The organism is Amycolatopsis sp. NBC_00345 (assembly GCF_036116635.1).
Classification (GTDB): domain Bacteria; phylum Actinomycetota; class Actinomycetes; order Mycobacteriales; family Pseudonocardiaceae; genus Amycolatopsis.
Genome location: NZ_CP107995.1, coordinates 7,539,090 through 7,551,647, shown reverse-complemented (window position 1 = coordinate 7,551,647; position 12,558 = coordinate 7,539,090). Strand labels below are relative to the sequence as shown.

The window sequence follows — 12,558 nt, the reverse complement described above, 5'->3', positions numbered from 1 at the left end:
CCTACAGTCCGTCAACGTCTCACGAAGAATGCCGACGGACGGTCCAGTGCGAGTGGGAGCTCAGCTGGGCTGAATGGAGGCACGGCGCCGGGGAGGTGCCGTGGCCGACGTGAGAGCTATGAGGGAGGGACGCTCGCGGGGGTGGGAGCGGGAGCTTCACCTTCGCTGGTGTCGGGAAACCAGGGTAGGGAGCTGGGGGTATGGAAACCAACCAGTCGAGCTGGCGGATCAATGCGTCGTGCCGCGACGCCGATCCGGACGGGCTCTTCGTGCGCGGTGCCGAACAGAACCGCGCGAAGACGGTGTGCACGGGCTGTCCGGTCCGCACGGAATGCCTCGCCGAGGCGCTCGACGGCCGGATCAACTTCGGCGTCTGGGGCGGTATGACCGAACGCGAGCGGCGTGCGCTGCTGCGCCGACGGCCGGACGTCATCAGCTGGGCCGATCTGCTGGAGGCCGCGAAGCGGGACGCGCTGGAAGGCGCCCGCGTCGGCTGAGCCCCAAAAGCTTGTGAGTGGCTACGCCGGTTAGAACCGGCCTAGCCACTCACAAGCTTCGTGCCGATGTCACGCAGGCCGTCCAGGTCGTGCACGTCGCCGGCGAGCGCGGGCACACGGGCCAGCGGCACTTCCGGATGCGCCAGGGTGAAGCGCGCCAACAGCCGGTTCTCGCGGTCGGCGAGGACGACTCGGTCGGCGTGCAGGCGCAGCACGGCCTCGGCCAGCGGCGCGGCCGTCTCGCTCTTGACCAGCGACTCGGCGGCGGCCAGCGCCTCGGCCGCGGAAAGCTGCGCCAGCACCGGGTGCGTCCGGTTCGCCACCAGCCCGGCGAGCGGCATCGACTCGCCGGCCAGCCGTTCGACGAAGTAGGACGCCTCGCGCAGCGCGTCCGGCTCCGGCGCGGCCACGACGAGGAACGACGTGCCGCTGGAGCGCAGCAGTTCCGCCGTCTTGCGGGCGCGCTCGCGGAACCCGCCGAACATGCTGTCGAAGGCCTGCATGAACGAGGACGCGTCGGCCAGCAGCTGGCCGCCGATGATCGTCGACACGGCCTTCGCGAACATCGAGAAACCCGCGCTGACCACCTTCCGCAGGCCCCAGCCGCCGGCCTTCGCCGGGCCGGTGAGCAGGCGGATCATGCGGCCGTCGAGCGCGCTCGACAGGCGCGTCGGCGCGTCCAGGAAGTCCAGGGCCGACCGGCTCGGCGGGGTGTCCACCACGATCAGGTCCCACTCGTCGGTCGCGGCGAGCTGGCCCAGCTTCTCCATCGCCATGTACTCCTGCGTACCGGAGAACGACGTGGAAATGGTCTGGTAGAAGGGGTTCTGCAGCAGCTGCTGGGCCCGCTCCGGCCCGGCGTGCACGCGCACCATGTCGTCGAACGTGCGGCGCATGTCGAGCATCATCGCCCACAGCTCGCCCTTGGGCTCGAAGCCGTCGACCTTCACCTGCTTCGGGTGGTTGCTCAGCTCGCGCAGGCCCAGCGCCTGCGCGAGGCGGCGCGCCGGGTCGATGGTGAGCACCACGGTCCGCCGGCCGCGCTCGGCCGCGCGCACGGCGAGCGCCGCCGCGGTGGTCGTCTTGCCGACGCCGCCAGAGCCGCAGCACACGACCACGCGGCTGGCGGCGTCGTCCAGCAGCGCGTCGATGTCGATCGCCGTGCTCATCAGCGCACCCCCTGGGCCAGCAGGGCTTCGGCGAGTTCGTAGAGGCCCGCGACGTCGACGCCGTCGGTGAGTTCCGGCACCTCCAGCGTCGGCAGGTCGGCCTCGGTCAGCTGCTCGCGCGCCCGCTGTTCGGCGGCCACGCGCACGGCGTGCTCCACGGTCTCCTCGACCAGCGCGTCCAGCGTGTCGTCCGGCAGCTTCACACCCGCCGACGCCAGCCCGCTGCGGATCCGCGCGGCGTCCACCCGGCCGTCCGCGGCCGCGGTCACCGAGCGCGCCGGCAGCCGCGGCGGCCGGACCCGGTTGACCAGCACCGCGCCCGGGCGCAGGTCGGCGCCGTCGAGCTCGGCCACCGCCTCCACCGTCTCGCGGACCGGCATCTCCTCCAGCAGCGTGGCGAGGTGCACCGCGGTCTCGCCGGAGTGCAGCAGCCGCACGACGCCGTCGGCCTGGCCGCGGATCGGGCCGGTCTTGGCGAGGTCGGTCAGTGCCTTGGTGACGTCGAGGAACTTCACCACGCGGCCGGTCGGCGGCGAGTCGACGACCACGGCGTCGTAGGTGTGGCGCCCGTCGGACTCCGTGCGGCCGACGCACTCCTTGATCTTCCCGGTGAGCAGGACGTCGCGCAGGCCCGGCGCGAGCGTGGTCGCGAACTCGATCGCGCCCATCCGCCGCAGCGTCCGGCCGGCGAAGCCCAGGTTGTAGAACATCTCGAAGTACTCGAGCAGCGCGGCCTCGACGTCGATGTGCAGCGCGCGCAGCTCGCCGCCGCCGGGGACGGACGCGATGCGCTGCTCCGCGTAGGGCAGCGGCTCGGTGTCGAAGAGCTGGGCGATGCCCTGGCGTCCCTCGACCTCGATCAGCAGCACGCGGCGGCCTTCGCGGGCGAGCGCGAGGCCCAGCGCCGCGGTCAGCGTGGTCTTGCCGGTACCGCCCTTGCCGGTGACGAAGTGCAGCCGAGCCCGGGAGAGCTCGTCGGTCCAGCCGGCGGAGGGTGTGGTCACGAGGTCAACCCTAAACCGGCTCTCAGCTGGCGAGCATCATGACGCCGACCGCAGCGGCCACCGCGGCCACGACGATCCAGGTGAGCACCCCCGGCAGCACGGTCAGGGTGAGCACGGCCACCACGACCAGTGCGGTGAGCGTCACCGCCCCGCCGATCGCGACCTGGGCCGAGCTGTCCACCCGGTCACGCACCTTCGCCATTACGACGAGGACGAGTGGCAGCCCGGTGGCGGCGAGCAGCGCCGTCGCGACGATCCGCCAGGTCTCCACGGCTTTCACGCTAGCGGCCGGGCCCGTCGTGAGGGTCCAGTTCGGCGAGAACCGGCTCGGCCGTTCACGATCGGGTGTGAAGTGGACCACATCGAACTACGGCCGGTGAGTCGTTCACCTGGACGGGTGGCGACCTGTTAGGCGGAGCGGGCAAGACCGGGCCTTGCCCGCTTGGTTACGCTCCCGAGCATGAGCGCCACCGGTGTGAAATTCGAGTACGCCACCGTCCCCCTGCTGATCCACGCGACGAAGCAGATCCTTGACCAGTGGGGCGAGGACGGCTGGGAACTGGTGACCGTGCTGCCCAACCCGAGCGGCGAGCAGCACGTCGCCTACCTCAAGCGCGCGAAGAGCTGAGGGGGACGGCCATGACTTGGAGTTCCCGGCTCGCCGAGCTCGGCATCGAGCTGCCCGGCGTCGCGGCGCCGCTGGCCGCCTACGTGCCGGCCGTGCAGAGCGGCTCGCACGTCTACACCTCCGGCCAGCTGCCGTTCGTCGACGGCGTGCTCGCCGCGACCGGCAAGGTCGGCGCGGAGGTCAGCCCCGAGGAGGCCAAGGGGCACGCCCGCACGTCGGCGCTGAACGCCCTCGCCGCGGTACACGCGCTCGTCGGCATCGATTCGGTGGCCCGCATCGTGAAGGTGGTCGGCTTCGTCGCGTCCGCGGACGGCTTCACCGGCCAGCCCGCTGTGATCAACGGCGCTTCCGAGCTGCTGGGCGAGGTCTTCGGCGACGCGGGTGTGCACGCCCGCTCGGCCGTCGGCGTCGCGGAGCTGCCGATCGGGGCGCCCGTGGAGGTCGAACTCATCGTGGAGGTGCGGTAGTGGATCCCGACATCGAACAGTCGCTGCACGAGCTGCTGATCCGGCTGGCGGGCCGCACGCCCGACCAGCTGCTGTGGCGATTCCGGGACTGGCTCGGCGAGGGCGCGATGGGCACGCTCGCGCGCACTCTCCCCAGGTCTTTGCTTAAGCACAGGATCGATCTGGACCAGACCGAGTACCGCCTGCTCGTCGCGGGTCTGATCCCGCACGGCGCCGACTGGCACCAGGTGAGTTCCACCCTGGGGGTAGACGACGTCACCGAGACCAGGTACACATTCACGCAGAGTGCGCCCGAATGGGTGAACTCCGTCGACTCTGTGTCCGTCTTGCTCCACGCGACGTTGCGTGGGCGTGTGGATGTGGGGGAAGTGCGGCAAAGCTGGCGGCACCTCGGTGTGGTCGGTGAAGGCGGGGCCAAGCGGGTCCTGCTGGTGACGGCGACGTCCGGGCAGCCGAGGCTCACCGGCGAGCTGCAGCGCGTGCTGCGGGTCCTGGGGGACGAGGAGCCCAGCGTCGAGGTCATCCCGCCGCGCTTCGACCTTCCCGGGTACCACCGGGCCGCGCTCGCCAATTCCGAGCTGGTCTGCGTCGGCGCCGCGGGCTCAGGCAATCGACTCGTCGCCGCTTAACGCTCGTGCCGCCAGGCGAGCCGGGAGGGAGCAGAGCAATGGTGGAGGTCCACGACGGCCCGCCCATGGACGGGTTCTCGGTGCCACTGCGCCTGCACAACCTGTTACTGGCCCTGGCGGGCCGGATCGACGACAGCGCACTCACCGAGGCGCGTGAGCTCATCGCCCGCGCGCACATCGACGAAGCGGTCGAGCTGACCACCGGCACGCTGATCGCGGGCCGGATCCCGGTGAGCTCGACGGAGCAGCGTGAGCTGGCACTGGTGCTCGAGATGAGCCGGTCGGACGCCACACTCGCCAACGACCTGCTGGTCGACGAGGCCGAGCAGGTGCACAGCCACCGGTTCACCGGCGACAACCAGCCGGAGTTCGGGCTGGCCGAGGCGCTCGACCGCACGCTGCAGGTGCTGCCGGACGTCCGGTCCGTGCACGCGGTGTGGCGCAACACCCCGGCGGGCAGTGTGCCGGGCGCCCTGCCGCAGCGGGTGGTGCTCGTCGAGCTGGGTCCCGAGGGCAACCCGCCCGCGGTCGCGTTCCGCGTCGACACGGCGCTGCGCCGCGCGGGCATCCGCTCGGTTGTCGAGGTCAGCGGCCCCGGGGTCGCGCGGTCCTCGTACCACCAGTCGGCCGGTGCCGTCGCGACGCCGGTGTGGGTCACGGGCAGCACGCACTCGTCGCCCGCGGAGTACCGGGCGCCCGAGCCGGTGACGCCCCCGCCGCCGCCCGCCCCGGCCGCCGTGCCGGAGCCGGTCGTGGAGTCGCCGAGCCGGCACAGCATGCGCGCGGTGGCCGCCGAGCCGATCGCGCCCGTGGTGCCGATCGTGCAGAGCCAGCCGAGCCCGCCGCCCGCGCCTCCGACACCGCCGCCTTCGTCGTCTTCGGACAACTCGCGCACGACGCGGTCCGAGTCCGAGTCACGCGCGGAGCGCACCGCCGACCTGACGCCGGCGGAGGTCGCACAGCTGCGGCAGGCGCTGGCCGAGGACCCGGAGAAGGGCCGCGAGATCGCCGCGGGCAAGCCGAGCATGCACGAGGTCGTCGACCTGCCCGCGCTGGACCTGGAAGACCCGAGCCTGTCCGAGCGCGACCGCGCGCTGCTGCGTGAGCTGCACGCGGAACTGGCCGAGCGCGAGCGGGCCGAGGCGGCGAAGCTACGCCTCAACGGCGCGTCCCGCAGCGGCGGCGACCAGCGTTGGAACTCCTGACGCGTTTCTGCTCATGACGACGGCGGACCGGGAAACCCCGGTCCGCCGTCGTTGTATGAGATGCCACAAGTGTTCGGCCCTCCGCCCGGGAGGCGAGGTATGTTGCCCGGGTGGATCGGCCGAGTGAGTTCGTCTTCGACATCCCCGCGGGGGCCGGTATCGCGACGAGGGCGAACGCCGACGGGCCACCCGCCCAGCCCAAGGACGCCGCGACGGTGATCCTCCTGCGCGACGGCGCGGACGGCCTCGAGGTCTTCCTCCAGCACCGCGTCAAGGGCATGCCGTTCGCGGGCGGGATGACCGTGTTCCCCGGCGGCGGGGTGGACCCGCGCGACGCCGACGCGTCCGTGAGCTGGGCCGGGCCGCCGCCGAGCTGGTGGGCCGGGCAGTTCAGCTGTGACGACTCCCTCGCCCGCGCGCTGGTGTGCGGCGCGGTGCGCGAGACGTTCGAGGAGTCCGGCGTGCTGCTGGCGGGCACGGAGGACGCGGTGGTCGCCGACGTCTCGCCGTACCGCGACGCCCGGAAAGCCTTGGAGCGCCGGGAGATCTCACTCGCGGGCTTCCTCGCCGACGCCGGCCTGACACTGCGCGCCGACCTGCTGCTGCCGTGGGCGCACTGGGTCACGCCCGAGCAGGAGCCGCGCCGTTACGACACGCGGTTCTTCGCCGCGAAGCTCCCCGAAGGGCAGCGCGCGGACGGCGCGACGTCCGAGGCCGACTCCACCGGCTGGCAACGCCCGCTGGACGCGATCGCGGACGCCCGCGAAGGCCGCCGCGTGCTGATGCCGCCCACCTGGCTCACGCTCACCGAGCTGGACGTGTTCGCCACGGCGGACGAGGCCCTCGCGTCGTCCCGGGAGATCGTCCGGACCATCCCGGTTTTGATTCGCGAGGATGACCACATCCGTGTTGTTCTGCACTCGACGGAGGCCTGAAGTGACCGCGCCCGCGTATGGCGAGCTGCGCCGTGTTTCCGAGACAGCTTCGGTGCTGCTGGAGAACAACCCGTCGATGATGACGCTGGAGGGCACGAACAGCTGGGTGCTGCGCGCGCCGGACGCGCCCGCCGCCGTGGTCGTCGACCCGGGTTACCGCGACCTGGAGCACCTGGAGCGGCTCGCGGCCGTCGGGGCGGTCGAGCTGATCGTGCTGACCCATCACCACCCGGACCACGCCGAGGGCGCGCCGTGGTTCGCCGAGAAGGTCGGGGCGCCGGTGCGGGCGTTCGACGCGTCGCTGTGCCTGGGCGCGGAGCCGTTCGCGGACGGTGACGTGCTCACCGCCGGCGGCCTGCGCTTCGAGGTGCTGCACACGCCCGGCCACACCGACGATTCCGTGTCACTACACGTCGCGGGCCAGATCCTCACCGGCGACACGATCCTGGGCCGCGGCACCACCGTGCTGCACGACCTCGGCGACTACCTGCGCTCGCTGCGGCGGCTGATGGGGCTGCCCGCCGGCACCCCCGGGCTGCCCGGCCACGGCCCCGAGCTGGCCGACCTGCCCGCGACCGCGCGCGAGTACCTGGCGCACCGGGAACAGCGACTGGACCAGGTGCGTTCCGCCTTGGGAGTGCTCGGCGCGGACGCGACTCCGCGACAGGTGGTCGAGGTCGTCTACGCCGACGTCGACCAGACACTCTGGGCGCCTGCCGAGCTGAGCGTGCAGGCGCAGCTGGACTACCTACGTTCTTCGGAGGACGCGCGATGAGTGACGTCGAGGTCGAGTTCTACTGGCGGCCGGGCTGCGGCTTCTGCGCGGCGCTGCGGCCCTCGCTGTTGGCGAGCGGCTTGAACGTCAAGGAGATCAACATCTGGGAGGACCCGGGCGCGGCCGAGCGGGTGCGCGCGGTGGCCAACGGGAACGAGGTCGTGCCGACGGTGATCATCGGCTCGACCGCGCTGGTGAACCCGAGCTTCGACGAGGTGGAGGCGGCCGTGAAGGCCGAGTCCGCCGCCTGAGTTCTTCCGGTCGCGAAGGGGCCGCTCGCTTTTGGCGCGAGCGGCCCTTTCGCGTCAGAACGCGGTGAGCAGCGGGCTGTCGAGCTGTGGGCGTTCGCCGTGCAGGAAGGGAATCCAGGCGCGGCGGAGGCCATTGTCGTTGTCGAGGCCGCCTGGCGCGCCGGCCAGCATCTTCGTCCGCCTCGGCGGCGAGCCGGCTGCCGTCGTACCAGGCCTCGCTGCCGGAGCCGCTGGAGAAGCCGCCGCCGTGGATCCACACGAGCACGGGGCGGCTGGCCCCTTCGCGGTTCGGCGGCGTGAAAACGTTGAGCGACAGGCAATCCTCCGACTGTGGCAGCACCATCGGCCCGATCACGTGCTCCAGCCGCGAGCGCGGCTGCATCGCGGCGGGGCCGGGTTCGACCGCGTCCCGGACGCCCGTCCACGCGGGGAACGGCTCGGGTGGGGCGAAACGTCGTTGGCACGCGTAGGGGATTCCGCGGAAGGCGGCGCCTCTCTCGGCGGTTGTTTTGGTCGGGCTGGCGGCTTTGCCGGTGCTGGCCGCGCTTGCCGTGTCCGTTGGTCCGGTGGTGGTGGCTGTGGCAGTTGTCGCGGTTGTCGCGGTTGTGCCGCGGATCAGGCCGGTGATGGTCTCGATGATCATGGTGCTTACCTCTCCACGAATCCGATCACGGCGTCACCCGCCTCGGCACCCTCGACTTCGGCATCCGGCGGCGGCCGGTAGCCCGGCGGTCAGCGGGGCAGCATCGGCATCAGGTAGTACGTCAGCTCGACCTCCTTCGCCTCGGCGGAACGCAGGACACACGCGCGCATCCCCGGCTGGATGGCGAGCCGGACGTCGCCGCCGGAGAACGGGGCCAGGGCTTCGAGGAGGTACTTCGCCTGGAAGGACGGCGAGGTGCGGCCACCGCAAACGTTTGCCTTCAGCGTTTCCTCCGCTTCACCTGTGTCCTGGCGGGAGCTGGCGAGGCGGACGTGCGCGTCGCCGACCTCCAGCGTCAGGATGCGGCGGTCCTCGGAGTAGACCCCGACGCGGCGGACGGCGGCGGCGAGCGCGTCCGCGTCGATCTCCACCTCCGTGTCGACCGCGCCGGACGGGATCGCGTCCGCCGACAGGAAGCCCGCGTCCAGGACGGCGGTGGTGACCGCGCCGCCGGCCCAGCTCAGGCCGAAGCGGCTGCCGTCGCCGTGCAGGCCCAGGATGCCGTGGGCCTGCCGCGCGGCCTCGGTGAGCAGGCCGGCTGGGACGAGCACGTCGAGCGGCCCCTCGGCGTGCCGCACCGGCAGCCGCGCGACCGCCATCCGGTACCGGTCCGACGCGGTCAGCCGCAGTCCGTCGCCGTCGGCCTGGATCCGGACGCCGGTGAAGAGGGGCAGCGGGTCGTCCTTCGCCGCCGTGCCCGCCACGGTGCGCAGCGCCGTCGCGAGCAATAATCCGTCCACTTCGGACACTTGAGGCGGCGACGGCGGCTCCTGCCGCAGGTCGCGGTCCAGCAGCGGCAGCGCGAACCGGGCGCCCTCGACCCGCAACGCGAGCCTGCTGCCCTCGACGACCAGCCGGACCAGCTCGCTGCCGAGCATGCGCAACGTCTCGGCGAGCGGCGCCGCGGGCACGAGCACCTCACCGTCGGTGTGGGTGGTGGCCGCACACGCGAACCGCACGGCGAGGTCCCGGTCGCTGCCCGAGACCACGACTCCGCCCGCGTCGGCGCGCAACCGCAACAAAGCCTGCCGCGGCAGCAGCCGGACCGCGGCATTCGCGGCCGCCGACAGCGGCCGCACTGGGGACGTGAGATCCATGCCCGCAAGCTAGCCCCGCCCACCGACAACTTCTGGTGATCGAACGGGGAAATGGCCGCTGAGCTGGGAAATCAGGGTCGGAGCGAGGGGGACTTTCGTGCCGGAGCGCCGGGCTGGGCAGCTCGGCGAGGGCCACGCGGACCGTGTTTGAGTCCGTGGGCCAAGACCCCAAGCCCAAGTCTCACGACCAAGACCCAAGCTCAAGCCTCGGGAGCAGGACCCCGAGACCCAAGGTTCGAGACTCAGGGCTCAAGACCCAGGGCGCGAGGGCCCAGGGCCAAGACCCCAAGCCCCGCCCGACTACCGCCCAGCGCCGACCAGTTCCGCAGGAGCAGCCGAGGTCAGCGGCCGGACCGTGCGCCGCAGGCTCCACACCAGGACGGCCATCAAGACGCCCGCCACACCAGCCGCGAGGAAAGCCGCACTGGTGCCCGCGTGTTCGACCAGGTAGCCGCTCACCGACTGGCCTGCGGCGAGGCCCAGGGTCACCGCCGTCAGGACCCAGCCGAAGGCCTCCGCGGCGGTGCCGCGCGGGGCGACGACCTCGATCGCCGCCGAGTGGGTGGTTGATTGGGGGGTGATCATGGCGCCGGCCAGGAGCATCAGGACCGCCAGGGCCCACAGCGACGACGGCAGCGCCAGCAGCGCGACCAGCGCGCCGAAGCCACCGAGCAGCACCGGCAGGCGCAGGCCCAGCTTCCGCGGCCACGGGTGCAGGCTGTACGCGACGCCGAACGCCACGGAGCTCAGCGACCACGCCGACAGCAGCAGCCCGCTCAGCGAAGCGTGCCCGGACTCCGTCGCCGCGGCCGGGACGGCGACCTCGACGAAGCCGATCACCATGCCGAAGCCGAGCGCCGCCAGTGCCAGCGTCCGCATGCCCGGGCCGGCGAGCGCGCCCAGCAGGGGAGTCTTCGCCCGCGGCGCCGGCCCCCACGCGCGGACGGCCGGGCTCAGCGCGAACAGCGTCGCGCCGATGACCATCGCCGCCGTGCCCGCGACCATGCCGGTGCCCGGCCACGGGGCCGTCACCAGCAGGCCCGCGATGCCAGGGCCGAGGATGAAGAACATCTCCATGCTGATTGCTTCGTACGAGAACGCGGCGTTGCGAGCGGCCCCCGCAGGCAGCAGCTTGGTCCACAGCGCCCGCGAGGCCGAGCCCACCATCGGCTCCGACAGCCCGGTCATCGCGGCCAGCGTGACCAGCAGGATCGTCGCCGCGTGGGCCTCGATCGCGAGGGCCAGTGAGGTCATCGTCAGCGCGAGCACCAGGGCCGTGACGAGCAGCGGGCGCGTCGGCCCGAAGCGGTCGATCAGCCGGCCCTGGACCACCGCGCCCACCGAGACACCGGCGAGCGAGCTGGCCGAGACCAGCCCCGCGGTGGCGAACGAGCCCGTCTCACGCTGGACGTAGAGCAGCGCCGAGATGCCGATCATCGCGATCGGCAGCCGGGCGAGCACGGACGCGAGAACCGCGCGGCGCGAGCCGGGCGCGGTCAGCGCGGTGCGGTAGTCGGCGAGCGTGGTCCGGCCTTCGGAGTGAGCAGAGTGGGACACACGTACCAGTATGCACAGAGTGGTACGTGAGTACCAATTATTTGACGGTCAGGTGCGTCACTGCCAGCCTGGAAGTGCTCGGATCGGCTCGGAGGTCTCGATCCCGTAACGCTGTATGGATTCTCGGTGAACTCGTGCAACGAAACTGCGGAACCGGCGTCCTTGAGAGTGAATGGCCTTGAATTCGTGGGTATGGGCCATGATGGTTGTACAGCAGCACAACTCCCAGCTCCCTCTGGTTTACGGGTCGGGGCCTGGTCCAGAGGGCGGGAGCGCGGGTCGTCGGGGGATGGTCCGCGCACAGACAAGGAGCCGGTGCGCCACGTCGGGGGTGGCGCCCGGCTCCTTGTCTGTTCAAGGCCGGAGTCTGTTTAAAGCCAGAACTCCCTTGCCTGCCGCGAAAAAGCCCGGAAACCACAAAAGCCACCCGCCGCGTGACGCGGGGGTGGCCTTCGGGAAGAACCGCGGGGGTTACCCCGCGCAGGGGATCAGCGGGCGCGCCGCGCCAGCCGCTCCGGGTCGAGGATCAGCACGCTCTTGCCCTCGAGCCGCAGCCAGCCGCGGTGCGCGAAGTCGGCCAGTGCCTTGTTCACGGTCTCGCGGGACGCGCCGACGTACTGCGCGATCTCTTCCTGCGTGAGGTCGTGCGTGACCCGCAGCAGGCCGGCCTCCTGGCTGCCGAAGCGCTGCGCGAGCTGCAGCAGCGCCCGGGCCACGCGGCCGGGGACGTCGGTGAAGATCAGCTCGGCGACCATGTTGTTCGTCCGGCGCAGCCTGCGGGCGACCACGCGGAGCAGCTGCTCGGCGATCTCCGGCCGGGTCGAGATCCACTGGCGCAGGGCCGGGCGGTCCATGGTGACCGCGCGGACCTCGGTCACCGTCGTCGCGCTGGACGTCCGGGGGCCGGGGTCGAAGATGGACAGCTCGCCGAACATGTCGGACGGGCCGAAGATGCCCAGCAGGTTCTCGCGGCCGTCCGGGGACTTGCGGCCGATCTTCACCTTGCCGGACTGGATGATGTACAGCTTGTCGCCCGGCTCGCCCTCGTTGAAGATGACATGGCCGCGGGGAAACTCCACGGATTCCAAGGTCTGGGCCAGAGCCTCAGCGGCCGCCGGCTCAACACCCTGGAAAATGCCCGCACGGGCCAGGGTTTCGTCCACCTCGGGTGCCTCCTCATCGAGAAACGATCACGTTCCTCCGCTGGTGGAGGCCGTGTCGCCGATCACTTTCGCGTCAGTCTAGGGCGTGTCGGCGAGATCGCCCGTCGGCTCGCCGCGTTGCCCGCGGCAGCCGGAGACGATCTCGCACGAACGTGGAGCCTAACTCCGCACGCGTCGCGCGCGAAGCCTGGCTGCCCGTCCGCCGAGCCGGCGCAGCCGGAACAGCTCGAGCGCGCGGCCGATGCCGTGCCCGTACAGGGCCCTGACCTCGTTGGGCTGGGCCTGCTCCAGGAACTCTTCGACCTCGTTCTCCTGCACGGCGACGTGCTTGAGCCGGCTCTCCACCCGCTCCATGAAGAGCGCGAAGAACATGATCACCAGTGGGACCAGGATCACGAACCATACGGTCATGACACACATCCGCTACTGTCGGTGACAAAATTAAGCATGGACTCCAGATCCTCGCTCATGGCGGACA

At 71.5% G+C, this 12,558-nt stretch carries 15 protein-coding genes and 1 pseudogene; 8 read left to right on the top strand and 8 right to left on the bottom strand.

The features are described from left to right. Positions 1–200 precede the first annotated feature (200 nt). Positions 201–497 (top strand): WhiB family transcriptional regulator, encoded by a 297-nt coding sequence (locus tag OG943_RS34065; RefSeq protein ID WP_328605027.1) that lies wholly within the window; start codon positions 201–203, stop codon positions 495–497. 41 nt (positions 498–538) lie between these two features. On the opposite strand, the gene OG943_RS34060 is transcribed toward OG943_RS34065, so the two are convergent. The 3 genes from OG943_RS34060 to OG943_RS34050 are packed head-to-tail and all read right to left on the bottom strand — an operon-like array spanning position 539 to position 2,941. Further along, on the bottom strand, positions 539–1,666 hold the full coding sequence (locus tag OG943_RS34060) for an ArsA family ATPase (RefSeq protein ID WP_328605026.1): 1,128 nt from the start codon (positions 1,664–1,666) through the stop codon (positions 539–541). Continuing rightward, positions 1,666–2,670 (bottom strand): ArsA-related P-loop ATPase, encoded by a 1,005-nt coding sequence (locus tag OG943_RS34055; RefSeq protein WP_328605025.1) that lies wholly within the window; start codon positions 2,668–2,670, stop codon positions 1,666–1,668. The genes OG943_RS34060 and OG943_RS34055 overlap by 1 nt, the downstream gene beginning before the upstream one ends. A gap of 22 nt (positions 2,671–2,692) precedes the next feature. After that, positions 2,693–2,941: a hypothetical protein gene (locus tag OG943_RS34050; protein ID WP_328605024.1), complete on the bottom strand. Its 249-nt coding sequence runs from the start codon at positions 2,939–2,941 to the stop codon at positions 2,693–2,695. Positions 2,942–3,130: 189 nt separating this feature from the next. Between OG943_RS34050 and OG943_RS34045 the strand changes: the two genes are divergently transcribed. The 7 genes from OG943_RS34045 to OG943_RS34015 all read left to right on the top strand — a co-directional run bounded on the left by OG943_RS34045 (position 3,131) and on the right by OG943_RS34015 (position 7,560). Beyond that, positions 3,131–3,298 (top strand): hypothetical protein, encoded by a 168-nt coding sequence (locus tag OG943_RS34045; RefSeq protein ID WP_315655301.1) that lies wholly within the window; start codon positions 3,131–3,133, stop codon positions 3,296–3,298. Positions 3,299–3,309: 11 nt separating this feature from the next. Next, on the top strand, positions 3,310–3,765 hold the full coding sequence (locus OG943_RS34040) for a RidA family protein (RefSeq protein ID WP_328605023.1): 456 nt from the start codon (positions 3,310–3,312) through the stop codon (positions 3,763–3,765). Continuing rightward, a complete protein-coding gene (locus tag OG943_RS34035) occupies positions 3,765–4,394 on the top strand; it encodes a hypothetical protein (RefSeq protein WP_328605022.1) in 630 nt (209 codons plus the stop codon). Before OG943_RS34040 ends, OG943_RS34035 begins: the two co-directional genes overlap by 1 nt. 38 nt (positions 4,395–4,432) lie before the next feature. Next, on the top strand, positions 4,433–5,599 hold the full coding sequence (locus OG943_RS34030; protein ID WP_328605021.1) for a hypothetical protein: 1,167 nt from the start codon (positions 4,433–4,435) through the stop codon (positions 5,597–5,599). 110 nt (positions 5,600–5,709) lie between these two features. Beyond that, positions 5,710–6,534, top strand: a complete 825-nt coding sequence (locus OG943_RS34025) for an NUDIX hydrolase (RefSeq protein WP_328605020.1) — start codon at positions 5,710–5,712, stop codon at positions 6,532–6,534. A gap of 1 nt (position 6,535) precedes the next feature. Continuing rightward, positions 6,536–7,309, top strand: coding sequence for an MBL fold metallo-hydrolase (locus OG943_RS34020; protein WP_328605019.1), 774 nt, complete (start codon positions 6,536–6,538; stop codon positions 7,307–7,309). After that, on the top strand, positions 7,306–7,560 hold the full coding sequence (locus OG943_RS34015) for a glutaredoxin family protein (RefSeq protein WP_328605018.1): 255 nt from the start codon (positions 7,306–7,308) through the stop codon (positions 7,558–7,560). Before OG943_RS34020 ends, OG943_RS34015 begins: the two co-directional genes overlap by 4 nt. A gap of 193 nt (positions 7,561–7,753) precedes the next feature. Here the strand turns inward: OG943_RS34015 and OG943_RS34010 are convergent. The 5 genes and pseudogenes from OG943_RS34010 to OG943_RS33990 all read right to left on the bottom strand — a co-directional run. After that, positions 7,754–8,203 (bottom strand): annotated as a pseudogene (locus OG943_RS34010) (carboxylesterase family protein); the annotation flags it as partial. 89 nt (positions 8,204–8,292) lie between these two features. Next, a complete protein-coding gene (locus tag OG943_RS34005; RefSeq protein ID WP_328605017.1) occupies positions 8,293–9,360 on the bottom strand; it encodes a DNA polymerase III subunit beta in 1,068 nt (355 codons plus the stop codon). Between the two features lie 300 nt (positions 9,361–9,660). After that, a complete protein-coding gene (locus OG943_RS34000) occupies positions 9,661–10,917 on the bottom strand; it encodes an MFS transporter (RefSeq protein ID WP_328605016.1) in 1,257 nt (418 codons plus the stop codon). A 488-nt stretch (positions 10,918–11,405) separates the two neighbouring features. Next, positions 11,406–12,080, bottom strand: a complete 675-nt coding sequence (locus OG943_RS33995; RefSeq protein ID WP_003081747.1) for a Crp/Fnr family transcriptional regulator — start codon at positions 12,078–12,080, stop codon at positions 11,406–11,408. A 159-nt stretch (positions 12,081–12,239) separates the two neighbouring features. Continuing rightward, positions 12,240–12,491 (bottom strand): hypothetical protein, encoded by a 252-nt coding sequence (locus OG943_RS33990; RefSeq protein ID WP_013230551.1) that lies wholly within the window; start codon positions 12,489–12,491, stop codon positions 12,240–12,242. Positions 12,492–12,558 lie beyond the last annotated feature (67 nt).

Bases quoted from the DNA above. Each gene is read 5' to 3' on its own strand.
- OG943_RS34065 (WP_328605027.1), top strand. From the start codon at position 201: ATGGAAACCAACCAGTCGAGCTGGCGGATCAATGCGTCGTGCCGCGAC.
- OG943_RS34060 (WP_328605026.1), bottom strand. From the start codon at position 1,666: ATGAGCACGGCGATCGACATCGACGCGCTGCTGGACGACGCCGCCAGC.
- OG943_RS34045 (WP_315655301.1), top strand. From the start codon at position 3,131: ATGAGCGCCACCGGTGTGAAATTCGAGTACGCCACCGTCCCCCTGCTG.
- OG943_RS34040 (WP_328605023.1), top strand. From the start codon at position 3,310: ATGACTTGGAGTTCCCGGCTCGCCGAGCTCGGCATCGAGCTGCCCGGC.
- OG943_RS34030 (WP_328605021.1), top strand. From the start codon at position 4,433: ATGGTGGAGGTCCACGACGGCCCGCCCATGGACGGGTTCTCGGTGCCA.
- OG943_RS34015 (WP_328605018.1), top strand. From the start codon at position 7,306: ATGAGTGACGTCGAGGTCGAGTTCTACTGGCGGCCGGGCTGCGGCTTC.
- OG943_RS34005 (WP_328605017.1), bottom strand. From the start codon at position 9,360: ATGGATCTCACGTCCCCAGTGCGGCCGCTGTCGGCGGCCGCGAATGCC.
- OG943_RS33990 (WP_013230551.1), bottom strand. From the start codon at position 12,491: ATGACCGTATGGTTCGTGATCCTGGTCCCACTGGTGATCATGTTCTTC.